This window comes from Nocardia arizonensis (assembly GCF_001310275.1).
GTDB lineage: Bacteria > Actinomycetota > Actinomycetes > Mycobacteriales > Mycobacteriaceae > Nocardia > Nocardia arizonensis.
The window spans coordinates 78,148-96,326 of sequence record NZ_LGYZ01000131.1 but is presented as its reverse complement, the minus strand read 5'-3'; the positions used below and the strand labels follow the sequence as shown (position 1 = coordinate 96,326).

15 protein-coding genes are annotated in these 18,179 nt (G+C 61.8%); 5 read left to right on the top strand and 10 right to left on the bottom strand.

Translation table 11 applies throughout. The features are described from left to right. Positions 1-75: 75 nt before the first annotated feature. From APZ21_RS30645 to APZ21_RS30615, 8 genes are all read right to left on the bottom strand, one after another. Positions 76-1,197 (bottom strand): helix-turn-helix domain-containing protein, encoded by a 1,122-nt coding sequence (locus APZ21_RS30645; protein WP_204249185.1) that lies wholly within the window; start codon positions 1,195-1,197, stop codon positions 76-78. Continuing rightward, positions 1,172-1,810 (bottom strand): hypothetical protein, encoded by a 639-nt coding sequence (locus APZ21_RS30640; RefSeq protein ID WP_040703711.1) that lies wholly within the window; start codon positions 1,808-1,810, stop codon positions 1,172-1,174. Before APZ21_RS30640 ends, APZ21_RS30645 begins: the two co-directional genes overlap by 26 nt. A 540-nt stretch (positions 1,811-2,350) precedes the next feature. Next, positions 2,351-3,625: a site-specific integrase gene (locus APZ21_RS30635; protein WP_054816781.1), complete on the bottom strand. Its 1,275-nt coding sequence runs from the start codon at positions 3,623-3,625 to the stop codon at positions 2,351-2,353. Between the two features lie 85 nt (positions 3,626-3,710). Beyond that, positions 3,711-3,920, bottom strand: coding sequence for a hypothetical protein (locus APZ21_RS34535; RefSeq protein ID WP_156371415.1), 210 nt, complete (start codon positions 3,918-3,920; stop codon positions 3,711-3,713). Then, entirely contained in the window at positions 3,913-5,691 is a 1,779-nt protein-coding gene (locus tag APZ21_RS30630; RefSeq protein ID WP_204249184.1) for a replication initiator, read from the bottom strand. The genes APZ21_RS34535 and APZ21_RS30630 overlap by 8 nt, the downstream gene beginning before the upstream one ends. Positions 5,692-6,034: 343 nt before the next feature. Further along, a complete protein-coding gene (locus tag APZ21_RS30625; protein ID WP_156371414.1) occupies positions 6,035-7,468 on the bottom strand; it encodes a cell division protein FtsK in 1,434 nt (477 codons plus the stop codon). A gap of 167 nt (positions 7,469-7,635) precedes the next feature. Next, the gene (locus APZ21_RS30620) at positions 7,636-8,001 is read right to left on the bottom strand and encodes a hypothetical protein (RefSeq protein WP_156371413.1); all 366 of its coding nucleotides are present in this window, start codon (positions 7,999-8,001) and stop codon (positions 7,636-7,638) included. A 1,251-nt stretch (positions 8,002-9,252) separates the two neighbouring features. Continuing rightward, entirely contained in the window at positions 9,253-10,482 is a 1,230-nt protein-coding gene (locus tag APZ21_RS30615) for a helix-turn-helix domain-containing protein (protein WP_162240397.1), read from the bottom strand. Between the two features lie 581 nt (positions 10,483-11,063). Here APZ21_RS30615 and APZ21_RS30605 point away from each other — a divergent pair. The 5 genes from APZ21_RS30605 to APZ21_RS30590 all read left to right on the top strand — a co-directional run bounded on the left by APZ21_RS30605 (position 11,064) and on the right by APZ21_RS30590 (position 14,368). Continuing rightward, positions 11,064-11,336 (top strand): hypothetical protein, encoded by a 273-nt coding sequence (locus APZ21_RS30605; protein WP_054816760.1) that lies wholly within the window; start codon positions 11,064-11,066, stop codon positions 11,334-11,336. Then, positions 11,333-11,512, top strand: coding sequence for a hypothetical protein (locus APZ21_RS34530; protein WP_156371412.1), 180 nt, complete (start codon positions 11,333-11,335; stop codon positions 11,510-11,512). Before APZ21_RS30605 ends, APZ21_RS34530 begins: the two co-directional genes overlap by 4 nt. Positions 11,513-11,730: 218 nt before the next feature. Next, the gene (locus APZ21_RS30600) at positions 11,731-12,042 is read left to right on the top strand and encodes a hypothetical protein (RefSeq protein WP_054816759.1); all 312 of its coding nucleotides are present in this window, start codon (positions 11,731-11,733) and stop codon (positions 12,040-12,042) included. A 204-nt stretch (positions 12,043-12,246) separates the two neighbouring features. Beyond that, entirely contained in the window at positions 12,247-12,774 is a 528-nt protein-coding gene (locus tag APZ21_RS30595; RefSeq protein ID WP_054816758.1) for a hypothetical protein, read from the top strand. A gap of 31 nt (positions 12,775-12,805) precedes the next feature. Beyond that, positions 12,806-14,368: a hypothetical protein gene (locus APZ21_RS30590; RefSeq protein WP_156371411.1), complete on the top strand. Its 1,563-nt coding sequence runs from the start codon at positions 12,806-12,808 to the stop codon at positions 14,366-14,368. Between the two features lie 524 nt (positions 14,369-14,892). On the opposite strand, the gene APZ21_RS34525 is transcribed toward APZ21_RS30590, so the two are convergent. Together APZ21_RS34525 and APZ21_RS34520 are read right to left on the bottom strand one after the other, a co-directional pair. Continuing rightward, positions 14,893-15,900: a hypothetical protein gene (locus APZ21_RS34525; RefSeq protein WP_156371410.1), complete on the bottom strand. Its 1,008-nt coding sequence runs from the start codon at positions 15,898-15,900 to the stop codon at positions 14,893-14,895. A gap of 1 nt (position 15,901) precedes the next feature. Further along, positions 15,902-17,008, bottom strand: a complete 1,107-nt coding sequence (locus APZ21_RS34520; protein WP_156371409.1) for a hypothetical protein — start codon at positions 17,006-17,008, stop codon at positions 15,902-15,904. Between the last annotated feature and the right edge of the window lie 1,171 nt (positions 17,009-18,179).

Below are 18,179 nucleotides of genomic sequence, written 5' to 3'. Positions count from 1 at the left end.
ACCCAGCCACGGCCCGACGATTTCGGCCACACGCCATCTGTGCGCCGACCAGCAGATTGAAGAATCGTTCGGTTCCTAGTTGGCGCTGAACTTGTACACCGATCCGCCAGGTTGTTTACGTCCAGAGTTCTCCTGTGGTGTCGGTATGAACGATCGCAGCACTGCGGGAGGGATGGCGAGGGGCTCGGCCGCGGCCCGGTAGGGCCGGTCTCCGAATCGTCGGCTCAGGAGTGTCCATAGCAGCAGCGGGCTTTCGTTGCCTACCTCGACCGGTTCTTCCTTGCGCCAGCCCTTCGCGGACAACTGTACGAACAACGACCTCGTTCGAGTGTCGGTGATCAACTCGAGTGCCGCCGCTCTCATGATCAAAGCTTGTATGGATACTCCCCAGGTGGCCTTGATCCGCGCGTAGTCAGTCAAAGTTGTTGCATCAGAAAGTATCTCAACGGCCCGGGAGCGCGGGACGAGTAGGGCAGATGCGAACTTGTTGGCCTCGTTCTCCGGGTCGTTTGCTCGGGGGCGGAACGTATGTAAGACCATGTGCCCGACTTCGTGTGCGATTGTGAATCGCTGTCGATCACCGTGCGTGCCCGGGAAGAATCCGATCAGGCCGCTGGCGCCGAGGCCGCCCCAGTACGAGGCTCCGAAATGGCCTCCTCCTGCTGGCGCTTCGTCGCCCTCGATCTGTGGGGGCACGATAGGGGCCACGGCGACGCCGGCACGTTCCAGTGCGCGCGTGAGATGCGGGATCGGTGCGGCAGGTGCAAGGCGTAGCGCTTCTCTGGTTTGATCGGCCAAGTGGTTGATTTCGTCGTCGGTCACCGACTCCTGGGTCACAAAGGGGAGGTCGGCAACCGGGTACCTGCCCTCCGTGATCAAGCCATTCGAGACTCGGTATCCCTCGCCGTACCACCGATGAATCCGTCGAGTCATGGTCCTGCTTGCGCCCGCTAGCTTTCGAAACCGCAGCGAGTCCAGAGGGATCGAGCTCGACTCGACCCGGAAAAAGCTCAGCGGGGTTCCGGTGGAGTCTGCGATGATCTTGAGTTCGGCTGAGGTTGCGTCACGAGAATGAGTCTCCACTTCGGACAGCCAGGATTGACCGAGGCCGGTCATTCCGGACAGTTGCTGCTGCGTGAACCCGAACAGTTCGCGCAGCGCGCGTATCCGCTCACCCGGAGATGCCGGGAGCATCATCACCACCTTCCTCTTCCGCTTCGGGAATCCAAAGATCCAAGCCCTCATCAGTCGGCTGGAACTCGAGATCGGACAACTCCTGAGCAGTTTCGGGGAGCACGAACTCGAGATCGACCTTGGCCCGTTCTCCCCACCTCCACGGACCGATCGTACGAACGATCCGGAAAGTGGGTGTCGCTGACTCTCGATCTATCCGCCACACGCCGAGCAAGCGGTCGTTCGCTTCTCCGCTGAGCGGGAGTTGGGGCGGCAACGGCGGGTTGCTGAAATACGCCTGGCGAGCCTCGTTGGTGCCGGGAGGGGGGATGTAGTCGTCTGCGTGCGCGTGCAGCAGGTGAACTCGATAGTTACCGTCGCTCAGCCACAGGGCGCCGTTCTGTGAGTGTCGGCCTGCCAACTTCCATGCACCGAGCGAGCCGACTCTTGCTTGGTGCAACTTATGATGGGCGAGCGCGCGAATCGTGTGAGTCGCGTGCCAGCCATAGAGATCAGCATCCGCGAGCTCGGGCAGGCGCGAACGGCGGATCTGCTCAGCCCAGGCAAAGGTGTCGTGGAGCGGCTCGCACAGGTCGGACAACGCCGATCGCACCCGCTCCACGTGCTCCTTAATCATGGCGTCGATAATATCAGGAAGAAAGTTAAGGTGCTGTGTCTCTTCGGTAGCTGGCGTGTCTGTCTCCCGCCCGAGTAGATGTTCGCCGCGCTGCGGGGTGCCACCCACGTGTGGGGAGCGTGCATTCGCGGTCGGCCGGAAATGACCCAGGTCCGCGTCCTCGAATTCGCGCAGGCGGTGATGGGCTTCCGGATCGACCCCTGACCTGCCTGCGAGCCGCCGCGGTGGCGGGTCTGCGGCAACCTCGCGAGTGCCGGTTGTGTGATGACGCCGTCATCACCGGTTCCGCGAAAGGCCAGGTCGGCGCATGATGACTGGGTCATCACCCGGATGGTACTGTTGAGCTTCGTAATGTCATGAATCGTCCTGAAAAGCGGTTGAACAGCGGCGATGTCGACGCGTTGGCTGATTGACCTGCGCATTTCCGGCGATCCGTACCGGGGTTCGATTCCCCCAGGCGGCTCCGTTTACCCAGTTCAGAGGGTCTTTCTGACCTTCTGAACTGAACCGGAATCGGCCGATCCTCCAACTAAGTCCCAACTAATTCCCTGTTCCATTGATCGCGCGTTCGAGTGCTTCCGCTGCCGCATGGTGGGTTCGCCCACGTGCCATGTAGACGCGTTGGGTCATGGCCGGATCGGAGTGGCCGAGCACATCAGCGGTGATGCGTGCGGACAGGCCCGCGTCATCGAGAATCGTGGCGACGGCATGACGGAAGCTGTGTGCGGTGATGTCCTCGGCCATGCCGAGGGCTTCTCGAACGCGCTGCCATTCGTGGCCGACGTTTTGGGGATCGCGCAGCGTCCACACTGCCGAAGGGAACACGAGATCCAGTACCGGTGGCGCGTCGGGATCAGGTGGGGAGGCGAGCTTGCGCGCCGCCAGGGTTGCTTTGCGTCGTTTCAACATCTCGACGGCGAAGTCGGGCAGGGCGATGGTTCCGCGCCGGTTCTTGGGGTCGTCGTCCTTGTCGACGCGCACCAGGCCCTCACCCTTGACCCGCACGACCTTGCCGGTACCGCGCAGGGTGCGCGCCTCGAGGTCGATATCGGTCCAGAGCACGCCGAGAACCTGACTGCGCCGCAGACCGGTCGCGGCGTAGAGCGTGATCACGTCGGCCAGGTCGGCGCTTTCGCAGTAGTCCGCCACGGTGGGCGGGGTGTATGCCTTCACGGGTTTGTCCCGGCTCCGCTCGGCGCGAGACAGCTTGCGCGGACACGGTACCTGCGAGGTTCGCACCGCCGACAGGATGAATCGCAGCTCATCCACGGTGATGTCACGCGCGCCGCCGGTACGGCCCTTGGCCTGGACGTTCTTAGCCAGCGTGGATTCACGAACCGGGTTGACCGTGAGTGCGTCTTTGCGCACGGCGTAGCGGAACATGCCCGAGAGAACGTTTCGACCGGTCCGCATCGAGCCCGGTCCTTTGGCCTGTCCGACCTGCATAAGGAACGCCTCTACCGCCGAAGTAGTGACCTCCAATAGCTGCCGCTCCCCGAAGGCGGTGTTGAACAGCTCCGCGATAAGGTCGTAGCGCTCCAAGGTGCTACCCGCGCGGTCCTGTTCCACCAGGAATGCGCGATACAGCGTCCACAGTTGCCGAACGGTGGTGCTCTCCGATAGTTCCCCGCCCAGGTCGACACGAATGGTCGTCGCGACCGCCAGAACGGCGTCCAAGGCACGAGACCCGTTGCGGTCGGGCACTTTGCGGCCCCGCGCGTCGAGTTTTACCGGCGAGACTCGGCGTATGTCTCTGCGTTTCCCCGACGCGTCGCGGACGAGAATCCGTGCCTCCCAATGACCATCGGAAAGCATGGTCAGCATCGGGGCACCAGGTACCCCGATCGGCCGCGCCGGTCGACCACTTCTCATAGACGCCCCCGGCGTAGCTGAGCTAGTCCTACTCGCGTGCCTCGAGGGCCGCGTCGAGGGCGTTGAGATCCCATCTGAAATCCTTTCCGACCCGCTTGGGCTTGGGTAGCCACGGGTACTGTGCACGGTTGCGGTTCCAGCGCCGCAGCACTTCCGGGTTCACGCTGATATGCGCGGCGGCAACCTTGGTTGTCGCCCACCGCCGAACCCCTGTTGTCGATGCCGGCTCATCAGACATGCCCTGCTCCGTTCCGGTCAAGATCAAAATTGTTGCTGTCGGTTGGCTGACTTGTGATTGCCGAACACGTATGCGTTTCCGGCTTGCTGTCCGGTGGGTCGGGTGGTCCGGGTGGTTCGGCGGCGCGCAGGGCGTGTTCGTATTCGGTGCGCCATGTGGCACGTTCGGCGATGCCCGCGAGCAGGAGTTTGGTCCGCGATGGTTTGCGTGTGCCCGCACCGAGGGGTGTCCAGGTGTAGCGGCGGGGGTCGGCCGGGGGTTTGTCGATGCCGACCGCCGCCAGTGTCCGGCGGACGAATTCGAGCCGGTCGGCTTTGTGGTCGCCGAGGGTTTTGCCGGTCCATTGTTCGGAGGTCAGGACTCGGTTGCCGGGTAGGGCGAGGGTTTCGCGGCGGTGGGCGCGGGCTTTGCAGACGCCGGGCACGGTTTTGGCGGTGGCGCCTTGGGGGACGATGCCGTAGAGCAGCCAGATACCGCACCGCGGATTACAGGGTGTCGCGCACAACGCGGCGTGTAAGCGGTCGTAGTGGTCGTGTTGGCGCGCGGTGCGTGCCTCGAGGACTTCGCTGACCGATTTGGTGAGGTATTTGCACAGGTAGCCGATGGCTTGGCGGGCGTCCTCGCTGCCGGAGCCGATGGTTTGGACGTCGATACGCGGCCCGAACGCTGCTTTGTGGGCGGGTTGGCCGGTGGGTCCGATGGCGTCGAGGGCGGTTTCCCAGTCGGTCAGCGGTTCCCGGCTCACCGGATCGAGGAACCCGCCGGTCTGGTCGTCCCACACCGGCACTTGCTTGCCGGGATAGCGCATGTCCCCGAGCACGGGCCACCACACCTGGTGATAGGTGGCCTCAGTAACACGGATGATCGTTTCCCACGGAATCGCGCCGCGTAGCGCGATATGCAGGTGCGGTGCGCCGCGTTTCTGGGGTTCGACCACCGCGAAGTACTGAACGTTCCAGCCGACCACCCGGCGCAGGTTCTGTATCCAGCGGGAGAACAGGCGCGCGCAGGTGATCGCGTCCCACGCCGCCGACCGGTAGTCGTAGCTGTTCGGGTCACGCGCGGTGCCGTCGTCGCGGACCTTGCCGTAGCTGGGCATGGTCAGGGTGACGAACATCGAGGAATACACACCGTCCACCTCACGGCCGATGGTGCGATCGGCCACCGGCAGCCGAGGCAGGTCCGGAGCGTCCTGGCGACGCCGGGTCGAGCGCTTACGCGGCGTGGTCTGTGCCGCCGAGTCGGTTGCCGAAGTCTCGGCGTCGGTATCGGCCCCGCCGCCCGCGCAGTCCGAGGCTGCCTTGCCGCGCATCCCGAGGGCGGTCAATTGTTCGTCTATCCAACGTAGTTCGGCGTCGAGTTCAGCGACCTCGGCGGCGTCGCTTTCCCGCGCGGCCTCGAGGGCGGTGAGGATGTCGGCGCGGTAGCCGATCAAGCCTTCCTGGTCGTAGGTCGGGCGTGCGCGGGCCTTCACGGGTTCGGTGGTGGCGTGCCAGCCTTCCCGGCACTGGGCCTTGCGCAGAGCGCGAGCCTTACGGGCACACGGGCCGCATCGTGATTCGAGGGTGGCCCCGCACGGCACCGGAACCAACTTGGTGCGGCCGTTGGTGGTGTCGGTCTGCTCGAGCACCACCGGATGCAGGCACACCCCGTGACGGTCGGCCGCCGATACGGCGATGTCGAGCATGGACGGCCCCCGCACGACCCGCGACCCGTCACGATCGCTGGATTCGGTGGGTTCGGCCGGTTGGTCGAGTAGGTCGGTTTGCATCGAATACCTCTGTCCCGGAATCGGATACGCGGCACCGAACCACCGGACACCACCGACAAGAAGGAGGGTCGCAGGGTGATCCGATGCCGCGCGGATTGTTCGAAACTGCAAGTCCCGGAACAGAATTCAAAGGCGTAGCGCCGTCGCCGGTACGACGGACACGAGGGACGCCGATATGCGTCGAGGAGCCAGAGGAAGAGGGGACGCCGATTCGCGTCGAAGAAATCAGAGATACGGGGACGCCGATTCGCGTCGAGAGATTCGCCGTTCGAGGGACGCTGTTCGCGTCGGGGTGTTCGAGCTAGCTACAGACCAGGGTACAGAAATCCCGTGGTGGGGTCGGTCAGTCGATCAGCGGCTTACCCGAGCCGTCGAGGCCGTCACCGCGTGGCGCGGGCGGGTAGGTGTCGATGATCCATTGGATATCGTCGTCGGTCACCCAGAACGCGCGGACCCGCCCGATATCGGTCGAGGTCTCGTGCTCGACATAGCCGACACCGGGTGTGGTCTCGGGTATCTCGTCGCACAACGCGCCCCGCTCACGCCCGGTCAGCCCGAACAGCATGGTCGGCTCCGTGGACTCGCTGAGCCGCAGCCCGATCCGGTAGGAGTAGAGCTGTCGCAGGTCCATCACTTCCTTGCGTACGTCCTGCACGCAGCCCACGACCGGCATAGCCATGGCGCGGGACTGGGTGAGCACGATACCCAGGTACCGCGAGATCGCGTCCTTGATCTTGCGATCGGAGTAGTACGCGGTCAGCGACGCCGCCTCGTCGATCACGACCAACACCAACGGTTCGGCCGGGGTGGGCGTGAGGTGGCGTTGCAACCGGTCCATGTGCAGTACGCCGCGCGCCTGGACCAGCTCGGCCGCGTCCTTGAGAATGGCGAGTGCTTGCGCTCCGTTGTCGAAGGCGAAGCGCGCGAACCACCTTCGGGCATAACCGAATTCGGCTCCGCCCTTGGGGTCGATCACCCACAACACCACGCTCCCGTCGCGGATGGCGGGTCCGAGAGCGGCGATCAGCGACCACACCACCGATCCCTTGCCCGAGCCCATCATGCCCGCGACGAGCACCTGATTGCCGAGCAGCCGAATCCGCCAGGGCTGCCCCATCTCGGTCATCCCGATAGTCAGCGCATTCAAGTCACAGCGGGTGGAGGCGATGCGGGGCAGCGGTATCGCCTCGGTCAGGATGTCCTTGTGGATGACCTCGAGCCGCACGTACCCCGACTGGACGTGTCGCACGCGAACCCCAACGGCCTTGAAGGCGTGGCGTAGGGCGTCGGTCTGGCGTGCCCAGTCCTGCACCGTTTGACCGCCACACAACTTGACCAACAGTTCATCGGCCACATCCCCGATGTCGATCTTGACCAACGCCGGGGTCAGTACGGCGTCGTTGAGGACCTTGGTCAGCCCGTGTATCGCGGTCAGTTTCTTCCACCCCGACCGGTACCGCCACCAGGACAGGAACCGCGACCGCATCCGGCCCCACACCCAACGCCGCCAAGTCTTGGGCCACCAGGCCCACCAGACCGCCCAGCCCGACACCACCGCCACTGCGGCAGCCGCACCGTAGGGCCACCCCTGCCACAACCACACCGCGACCACAGCGGCGATCGGTAGCGACAGCATCGGGAACAGTGCCGCCCACCACGCCAACAGCACCGCCGCGTAGACCGCGCCCACGAACAGTTTGAGCAGTACCCAGCCCAACTGGTCCCACAGATCACCCGCCCCCGCTGGGGGCTTCTCGTATTCAGCGGATTTGACCATCACCGCATCCCTTCCCGGATCGGAACTTGTTCCGTATCGAAATATGTTGTGCCGCAGCACATGTGAATAAACCTCCGTATGCCGGAAGGGGGCCGAACCCCGGAGTCGGTGTGACCGGTCCGGATGCTCGACCCCCTTGTCGTTCTCGTCGGACTACCGGAGACCGGTCATGCCGCTTTCGGGCTTCGCCCGGCGGGTGCCGAACCGAATCCCGTGGCGAACACGGCGTAGAAGATGAAGCGGAATTCGCCGTTGCCGCCCAGACGCGGCGCGACCTCCACGCCTTCCAGCTCGACCTTGGCTCCGTACTCCTCCACCGGGGGCTTGGGCTCGGTATCGGAGATGAACACCACGTCGAAAGTGCCTCGTCGGGCATTCTGCGCCGCCGCCACCGGATCGGTCACCGCGCACGTCCACAACAGCTTTCCCGTCTTCTCGTCGCGAGACTGCGGCAGAACCGCCTTCGGATCACTGCTGTACGGGCGCTTGGGCACCACCGGCCCCGCCAGGAACACCCCCAGCGGGAAGAACACCAGGAACCCGGTGGGAAACCGGATATTCCGGCGGAAAGCGGCAATGTCGTCGTTGTTGTCGGCAGTAGACATCGGGTATCACAACTTTCATCAGATTCGGCGGATGATTCCGCGGTGACACGGCCCGCACCAACAGCGGACCGAGGCGGGTGTCACGCCACGCGCCGACACCCGAGAACAGGTGTTGACCAGCACCGACGCGGCGGATCACGCCCCCCGGACAGACCCCGACCGACACGAACCCCCCGAGCGGGGGGACCACCGGCGACACTCCCCCCGCCCGGTGTGACTTGTAACCGAAAGGCGTACAAATGGGGGGAATGGACTACTCTGGACATGGCAGAACTCCGTTTCTGCACGCGAATGGGAGGCGGGTGAATCACGCGAAGCTGGGCTGCAATCCCTTATGCGTTGCGTGCTGCGTTTCATTCAGGCTGTCCCCTCGTTGGCGCGAGGGGGCAGCCACCCGAACACCGTGGCCGTCAACCGGTTCCCGACACTGACATCACCTCCGTTCGCCGAATCTTCCATCATGTCACGGCCTCCCGGCGCGACACCCGAACCGAGCATCACAGCCGATCCCCGGTCCCCGATCCCGAATCCCCACCCGCTGTGGGAAACGAAATCCGGGAAAGCGACCGAGCGGCCATCGAGCAAAGCTGCACCATCCAGTGTGCCGACCCCTTACGGCAGGTCAAGCGCGCCAGGGTATGCAGTTTGCGGTACCGCTGCCCGCATACATCACTCGCTTACATCACGCAAACTGAGGTACCACAATTAGCGGTCATTTGCCCTACCGGAGCTGAGCAGCACATACGCCGCGAAATGGTCAATATCCGCATTTGCTAGAGCGCTACTCAGCACCGCCGTCGCAACACCGGCGCAGTGATAATTATCACTAAATCTTTGAGGCGCAACCGCTTGCATCAATGCTGACCGGCATCAGTTCGATTTCGACCTTGATAGTTCCCGACACTTCTCATCGGTGCCCGAAGATTTGCGGTGTCCGAAACCCGGGCAACTTCATTGCGGCGTGTCGCTTGACAAGTAGATCGATCCAAGTTGCCTAGCGAATCAGAAAGACTCGCGTCGAAGGATGTATAGCGAATTTTTCAAGTGTCGCAATCGCGGTCGGTCGGCGAAACCTTGAAACCGTGCAGTCGAGCCTACTGTGGCGTGTGCACGAGTCAATGCCTCAAGAAGTACGGCGGATTATCTAGCCGTTCTGCCGCTCGGTCGGGTAGGCCTCCGTTAATTCGGCACGACTCCGACACGCTGCGCGAGCTTACCGAGGTCGCCCGTCCTCAAATCGCGCCGGGCCGAGCGCATCATATGGCCGACCAATTCGCGCACCTGAACCATTTTGCGGACGTGCTGCGGTGCCGCGTGTTCAGCGCGAAGTAAGGCGTACAGGGAATCTCTGTAATTCTTCTGCATCGCGTAGGCACGGCCGATTTCTACGAAATACTGAGCACGTCTGCCCTCGTTCGGCAGTTCGTCCGGCGTCAATCCAGGGGCGAGTGTCAGCACTTCGCCCGGTTCGTGGCGCTCGACCGCTGCCGACATCCGCCACAGCGCGACGTTGGCGACGCCGAACGACTCGTTTCGAGCAGTGGACCCGGTATGCGGTGCGGCGCTGCTGAGCCTGCCCGCCTGCTCGGCTGCCTCCGCTAGAAATGGTTCCGGGTCGGTGCCCATCGTGGCCGCGACGATCGAACCCTGTAGATGCAGCATTCCGTATGTCTCGATCTCGCCGACCGTCCGCACGTCGGCGGCAAGTCTCTCGGCCATGTCGACCGTGGTCGAGAGTGCGGCAGGCAGCGCACCGGGGCGTGACAGGAGAATTTGCCCCTGAGAGAACGCCGCAGCGGCCATCAACGCGGGTGTTCCTACCCGGAGGGCGGCGCGCTCGGATTCCTGCGCTGCGGTCCAAGCGAGCGCATAGTATCCCCGCGCACGGAGAGCGGAGGCGACACCATAAGTCACCGTGCCGAGCACATCCCACGCGTAGTCCGAATTGCTCTGCCGCACATGCATATACGCATCGGTGAGCATGGGCGCGAGCATCGGTCCGAGCGCCGCGTAATCACAGTCGTTGCGGAGCTTGGTAGCTGTTGCGGTCAGTGCCGCGAGTTCATCGAGTCCGCGCGGGGGCGCAGTGTCGGTGATGTCGCCACGTGCCCACAACACGGTTTCGATGCTCGGGACCGCCGCGTGGAACGCCGCCGTGGTCGGGTCCAGCTTGTCTTGCTCGTGCCCGGTCAGGTCACCCAGGTCGACACCCAGCGCACCCGCCAGCGCTAGCAGCATCTTGCGCGAATCGACCGGGCGTAGCCCCGTTTCGTATTTCGCGATGACCGATCGAGATACTCCGACGCGATCGGCCAGCACTTGCTGTGAAATTCCCCGACGCGCCCGGATGAGACGCACTTGCTGACCGACATACCGGTCAGTCTCCGGTTGTGGTTGGAAGTCGCTCACATCAACAGTGTTCCATAGCGGAACAGTTTCGGCCGTTTGGTCGGTGACGCTGCTTACCGGCACCCCCGCCGGGATGTTCCTGTCGTCCCCCCGTCCGGCCCCGGCGCGGGGTTGCCATCCAGATAGCAGCAGATAGCAGGGGTGACACATGCGACAAGTCGATTTGAGGAGCCGGGACTACGCGCCCCCGGCGTGGCCGATGACCGTCGAGCAGGCTTACACAACGATGCAGCGGCACAGAGATTGTCGAGTGGTCGATTACCCGCGCAAGGAGTCCGCGCGTGACGTGCTGGTCGGTGCGGGGCGTATGCCCATGCCGCGACCGCGAAAGCGGCGGTGAGCGTGGGGTTTTCGTGGTTGAACCCGGACAAGGGCGGCGTACCGGTACTCGACCCGCAGCGGTACGCGGCGGCACTCCACGCGGCCCCGGAACAGCCGTTCACGGTCACCGAGGCCCACCGGCAGATGCAACGACACCGTGAGTGCAGCGCGGACGTGTGCCCACGCAAGCACGCCGCCCGGGATATCCTGATACGCGCCGGGCGGATGATTCCGCCGGGGCGGGAATCGCAGGTGCCCAGATGAACGGCGCGCAAGCCGGATTGGCACTGGTGATCGCGGTCCCCCTCGTGGTGATCGTGGTCATGATCTTCTGGCCGAACACCGACACCTACGTTCCGTCGATGGCCTCACCGCATCGTGCGCCGACACGTGCGTTCACCGTCGCTGAAGCGCACACCGCCATGCAGGAACATCGAGAGTGCAGCGTAATCGACTGTCCGAAAAAGGAATCCGCGCAGAACGTGTTGATCTATGCGGGTCACATGGTCCCGGACCCGAGGCGGTACCGGTGAGCGGACACGGCCGGTTGAACAACCTCACATCGAGCTACCGCGCGTTTGTCCAGGAACTCATCCGCCATCACGCCGACTGCACACCCGGCGACGGCACCACACCGGGTGACTGTGGGCAACTCGCACAGCTAATCGAGGTCTGCTACGCCAACGAGTGGGAGCCCCACCCGCAGTGACCTCCCCGCACGACAGTCCCAACGGCATCCGTCGACGTATGCCACGGGGCAGCGTGCGGGGAACCCGGAATCCCTCGCGGACCACGCTCGGGGGAACCCTTCCCGACCGCGCACCAGCCTCGCCTCCTGCGAGGAAACGCCGGTCGGGAACCCGGTCTACGAGGGATTCCACCCCCCAACATTCGACATCACCGGTTCTTCGAGGAGTGTGAAAACCGATGTCCCGCAATGCTATCGGCCTGCTGCACCTCGGTATGACCGATCAGATACTAGCCGCCCAGACCGCCATCGAACGCCTGGCGAAACGCTACGAATACCGCTTGGCGGGCATCCTGAGCATCGACGCCGACACCTACATGCCCACCGCGCTCATCGTCGGCACCGCCGCCCAAACCGGAGCCGCCGTCATCATCGCCCCCGACCTCAACCATCTCGGCGTCACCTACAAGGCCATCTCGCGCGCCTGCCCGATCCTGCTGCCCACCGGCCTCATGCCAGGCACGACCGCCTACACCACCAGCACCCGATGAACCCGCCACCCCCGAAACGTCCCGCTGCGGACTCGGTACCGGCACCACTGAGGCGCAGTGCGCCGGTAGGCCCACGAGTGACCAGCGCGGGAACGGCAGACCCCCGGTGAGTCCCCCTCACACCGGCGACTCACCGGGGACCGCTGCCCCTACCCTGAAACGGCGATATCCACACCGACCAGCACAGGAACGGGGACACCGACAGTGGGCAACGACGAACAATTGAACCTGGACTTCCACGTGGAGCAGACCGCATGGGGCAAATGGGTCGACCCCGAACGCCGCGCGGCGCAAGCCCGCAAGTTCATGGAATATGCTGGACTGCAACAGCTTCCGGCACAGCCGTGGCCCGAGGGCTCGCCCGAGGTCAAGCGGATAGACCCCCTCGTCGCCGCACTGTTCCCCGATATGGCAACCGCCATGGCGCCGGAGAACGCCGACAAGGTCGACGCGTTCATCTGCTTCATGGGCGAATGCTTCATCAAATACGCGGGCGCGAAATGGTTTGATGAAGAATGGTTCGGCCGCGAATTCACATTCTATGACAAGGTGACACCGGCGCTACTGATAGACGACCACGACGAAGACGTGGAAACCGCATGGGGATTGATGCGCCGCATGATAGAGCACGACCCGGAAGTATACAGCGGCATGTACTCCTATTTCGCCGCCGCACTTCGCGAATATGCGACCTACCACCAAGAAAAGCGCGGTAAGGCTACCTCCGCATGAGCTGAACACCTGAATACGCAGGGGGGTTGAGTTGGACGGATACGACAAAGACCGAGACGGCTACGACAACAACACGCGCGGAAGGGTGTTCGAGAACGGTGCAAAACTACTCTTCCGCGATACAGAGAACGGATATCTACACCAGTCACGTACGTTCAAATCCGCTGGTGAGCGCATCAAGTTCGACAAGGTGAAGACGGACGGGCAGCGCACATACACTATCGAGGAGAAGTCCGGGCGGATCGAGGGTCCGAAAGATCAAAAGCAATTGGAGGTCGCCCATGACCTACTGGCAAAGGGGGAAATACACCATCATATCCTGCGCTCGGTCGAGATGGAGAGTATATCCGCCGACGCACGAAAGCTCATCGACGCACTGCAACGAGACTTCCCGGACCGGTTCACACACCAGATTATAACCCGCGACGAAGCACGCGAGATATGGGCATTGGGATTTCAGCTAGAACCCGACGCCCAACTCGAACTCCCTGGAATAGGCGAAAAAGCGCGCTTGTACAAGGCTCAGCAGCGAGAAGCGCGACGCCAAGAGAACCAGCGACAGAAACAGCGTGAGACCCGGGCCCACGTCAACGAACCCCGCGCACCCGCCCGCGACCCGCAACGCACACCGCCAGTACCGCAGCGGGCGGAACCCGTTGTCTCTGTTGAGAATTCACGTGAACCGATCGAACACCGAGAACCGGCGACGCGGGAACCGGCCGTCGATCGCAGCGAACGCGGACCGGTCGACATGCGACGCCTCGAGGAAAACCTACTCGAAGCCGAATACCTCGACACACGGCGACAAGTCCTCCGCGACGCCATCACCGCCCACACCCGCGACATCACCGCCGCCCACGCCACCGGCAACCCCCTCGAAGTCGAACACCTGCGCCGCACTCATGCCAAGCTGTCCGAAGAATTGACGACGTTGCGGGAGCTGGACCAAGCCAACGCCCGCGACTACCATCGGGCACTCGGCTTCAGCGTCGAAGACGCCGCACTCGTCGTGGAATACGACCAACCCACCCGTGACGCCACCCGCGCCGACATGGTCCTCGGCATCGAAGCCATCGGAACCGAAGTCCGCCGACGGGACTGGACAAACGAACTCGACCCCCACAATCAACGCATCGCCGAACTCACCCGCGAACGCATCCAGGAGATCGGCGAACGCATCGCCAGCCCGCGTGAACGCGAATCGGCCATCGACAACGCCCGCGCCATCGCGGAGGAACTACGCCTCGATCCCCTCGAGGCGATCGAGCGACAGCTTGACATCGAGAAGTTCCGTGCAGTGCGCGAAGGTCGAAAGCTCGGCTACGACCCCGAGACCCGTACCTACACATTTCAGCGCGACGGAGCCGACCCCGTACAAGTCGCCCACGACGAGCACGAACGCCGCATGGGCGAAGACGCCCGACGCATCGACACCGGAATGGACCTGAACAAGATCGAGGTCGCCCACCTGGTCGAACTCGGCCAGGCCCAGGCCGTCGAGGAAGCCGCACGCACACGAGACCGAGACGCACCACGAGCACCAGGGCTGACCCACGAACACGGCCTCGACCGAGGTTTATACCGCGACCGATGACACCCCCTGCCGCCCTGGTCAGTTCGCGGATGACTCGGGTAACCCGTGACCCTGCGGTACCCGTTTCCCTGGATACCCGCCCGGATGCGTCACGCAGGGCGAATAGCCAGATCATGCGCGAAAACGGTGGAGGCGCAGGGCTTGAGGAACTGTCGAGGGAGAGAAGAAGTGCAGAGGGGAAGAGTGGGAACCCCCGGATGAGAAGAAGAAAAGAAGAAAGAAAGACCGAAAACCCAAAAACGAACAACAACAACAGATTTTGCCGAAATTCTCTCTACAGGATCAAGAGCGCGGCAAAGCCGCGCCGCCCAGGTGCCCCGTCCTCGCTTCGCTGCGGGCGGGCACCCGGGCGCAGAACCACAGGGGGAGGGACTCCGAACCACCACACCAACATCGACACCATCCCACCCAGCTACTCAAACGCCGACCAACCACGTCGATCAGCAGATATACGGGCTGCCGCACCCCTCCGGGGCTTGCCGCTTTAATATAATTCTGCGTGGATGTTGGTCTCAAGGTCATCGTTAGAAGAGGCGACCCTGATCAGCACTCGGGCTAAACCGTTTTCGGGAACTGCGCTCCGGGGCGCTATGGGGGGAGCCGATTCGATCGGCGATGATACGTTGAATGGCCCCAGACTCCTTCTTTATCGCCTTTCGGTTTACAGTCCAAACATTCCTATCGCCTCTAAGGTGTGTTGCTAATCGTGCGGCTGTGAGGACAGCCATAGCCGCACGTACATCATCACTCCTGCCGAAGCTATAGTGTGCCTTTAGTAGTTTCACTATTTCGGGCGTCGATGTGGTGAATTCGGGATGGCTTCTCGGCGGGTATGCGGTGGGAAACACGTTCACCCAGAGTCGCGTCGCCATATACAATGGCGACACTGTGTCGTTCATGAAGGCATACTGCACTTTATTTCTTGCAAATCTCCACGGCTCTACCTTGAGATCGCGATAGTCTCGATAATCTGGTACCCGACTACTCTTGTAAAGATCGCCATTCAATTCTTTGTCTGCCCAGAACTGATACACGTATTCTCCAGAATCTCTCGCGAACTGTATCATCACTGGACGGCGGATTGGGGAGAATTCATACTCGGGATTATCGATTCGTTCGACAAATATTCGCCGCGCAGCGTCGTGTGCACTTGCCATCGGCGACAGGTAGATCACGTCTACAAGTGACACCTTCTCGAACCTGCTTCGTCCTGCGGGCAACTCTTCCAATTCGCTGTAGCGACCCAACTGCTTGCAGAGCTTTTCGATGGAGTTTTCGTGAAGGGCAATATTGGCAATTTCGCCGATTAATCCCGTTCCGTCTTTATACAAGACAGTAAAGTCCGGGGTTGCATCGCGGCCATCTTTACCTTTCACTTTGGGATACCGTTCGAAGTGCGCAACTGTGTCTTTGAGTGGAGTTTCTGAGAAGAGGTAGTGGTACGACGAGACGATGTCAACATCTCGATCGTAGCGGTCGAAGTCTTTGAGCAGTCTTTCGGGATCGAAGGGACCCCCAGTTCCGACGGTCAAATCACCCGCCCATCTCGGCAAGGTCAGACATGCTGGGCACCGGAATGTTTGGTGTATCCACTATGCGTGTCGCGCCAAATCTTTCACCGATCCTTAATGCCACGCGTGCGAGAGAATCGAGAGAAGCGCGATAGCCAGGAAAGATATCGATCGAATCAGAATCGGTGACCATGACGTCGAAATTGGAGCCGTCGAACTCGTCAGTGACTGCAAAGTGTAGATAGGGATTCCGATGGAATACGGCGATGCTGATATCTCGCATAGAGTCTGTGGTAGTTAGTAACTCCTGCGCAGAGTCGGCAGTATCAAGTGTTTTCGGCTCAAGGTATAGAGTAATAGGACGCACCGGCTGACGCGAACGGCGTTGTCGATCGCGCAGAAGTTCCCTGCGCTTGTGTGCTGCGTCTTCGAGGCGTGTCAATATCAACTCTTCGAACAAACTAAAGTCGCCAGAGTAATAGGTTGCTCCGGCTATTCGCCGAAGGTGTAAATCCATTACGCTGCGGACATGCAGGGTAAGCGTTCGAACCGTGGCACCGCGACTCTCGGCCTCCTCGATCACATTTATGTGATTGGGTCTCAAATCCGCACCCAACGAGGGAAATCCTCTATTCACGGAAGAACCGTCTTTTGTGACTCTCCCGCTCATCTTTACTACTTCAACATCACCGAACTCGGATAGCCGATCTCCGATGCTTTCGAAATCTGAATGGTCGAGAAAACAGCGGGATACTCCCCGAGCCGAGGCCAGCCAACGTTCAACTTTCTCCCATCGGCGATGACTTGTCGGCAAACTGCTCATTAAATGATATACGCCGGAATGTCTAGATTTGAACGCTGCTAAGAGCCACGGACTGTCTGCGTCAACCAACTTTAGAATTCGAACATTCTTTCGCTCTATTTCGCTTTCTAAAAAGGCGGATCGAGGTTCAAGAAAGCTAAACGGATGGCCAGCATCAACGAATACGGTCTCGAAGGTTACGTGCATGTTTTTGCCGTTGGCAGTACGCGAAGTAGCTGCGAATGCCGACGAAAGCTGATCGTCTTCCGATTCGCTGGCCCACGACCAGAGAGCGGCATCGAAACGTGACAGACTGGACGTTGGCACCCAGCACCCCCTTCTGCGGCTTGACCTCGGTATAGCTCGGGCTCGTCGGGCGAGAACTCAATTGTTGCATTGGACGAGCCCGGAGGGCCGGTGACTGGAAGTCAATCTTCGTAACTGACCTTAGACCAAGACGTGACGCCCATCGTAGCGTTGAAAACGGCCTGGTAGAGGGTAGTTGACCTGTCGGGCACCGCCCCTGTATCTGAATCAGACCGTGGTCAAGTTCTCTGGCACGTACTGTGATTTGCCGAGGCCGACGATCGCCCGCGACGGATGGTCAACCGAGCTGTCACCCTCCAGGGATCGCGAACTCGGCTTGATGCAGGCCAGATCGTGCCTGAACACCTGAACGCGACAGGTACTCCAGTCGCATTGGTGGCACCTCGGCTCGCATTGGCGTACGTGCTGTCGCGCCCTGAGGGGGTTTCGGCTCGAAACCGTGGTCACCCACCGTTAACTGAGGTCGAAGAACCTCGGCGTGTCGCGGATTCGACACTCCGGTGGGAGCGCTCGATTACTCCCAACAAAGTCCCAAGTAAGTCGAGGCACGTCATGCATGTTCGAACGTGTATTCGGTCGTAGGAAGTAGTCGAAGATTGCTATACCACTAGCTCAGGGCACCATTCAGTGTGTACTTGATAGCCCAGGGTTGCTTGTGGTAGTCATCATTTCTCGTAATGAAAAGGTCGGGGGTTCGATTCCCCCAGGCGGCTCCACTGGTGGTTTGCAGAAGTGCAGGTAGAGGCGATTTGCGGCAATCTGCTGTCCGGTTTATCACCTTTTGGCGATGACGGAGTCATCAGTAATTGATGACATAGTCGACCCGCTCGCCCATCGATTTGCTGTCTGAACTGTGTATATGAGTCGGATGGAGAGGAAGGGCGGTCCCCGGGCGGTTCGTTGCCCTGTGCAGGCATCGGTCCCGTCACCATCTGTCGCGCCACGCGTTCTACCTCGCTGCTGAAGCGCTCGGGTCGCAGGCCGCTGAACAAGCCGCCGCGGGTCATGTTCGTAGCGATCTATGCCTGAAAAGGCTTTGTCTTGAACATCTCTCGGTGACCAGCGCTGGTCGGGCAGGATCGCCGTGCAGGAGATCGGCGAGGCTGGTCCGTGCTTGTCGCGCCCAGGACGCCCGTGCTGGGCGCTGAGGGTACCGGTATGGAAGAACACT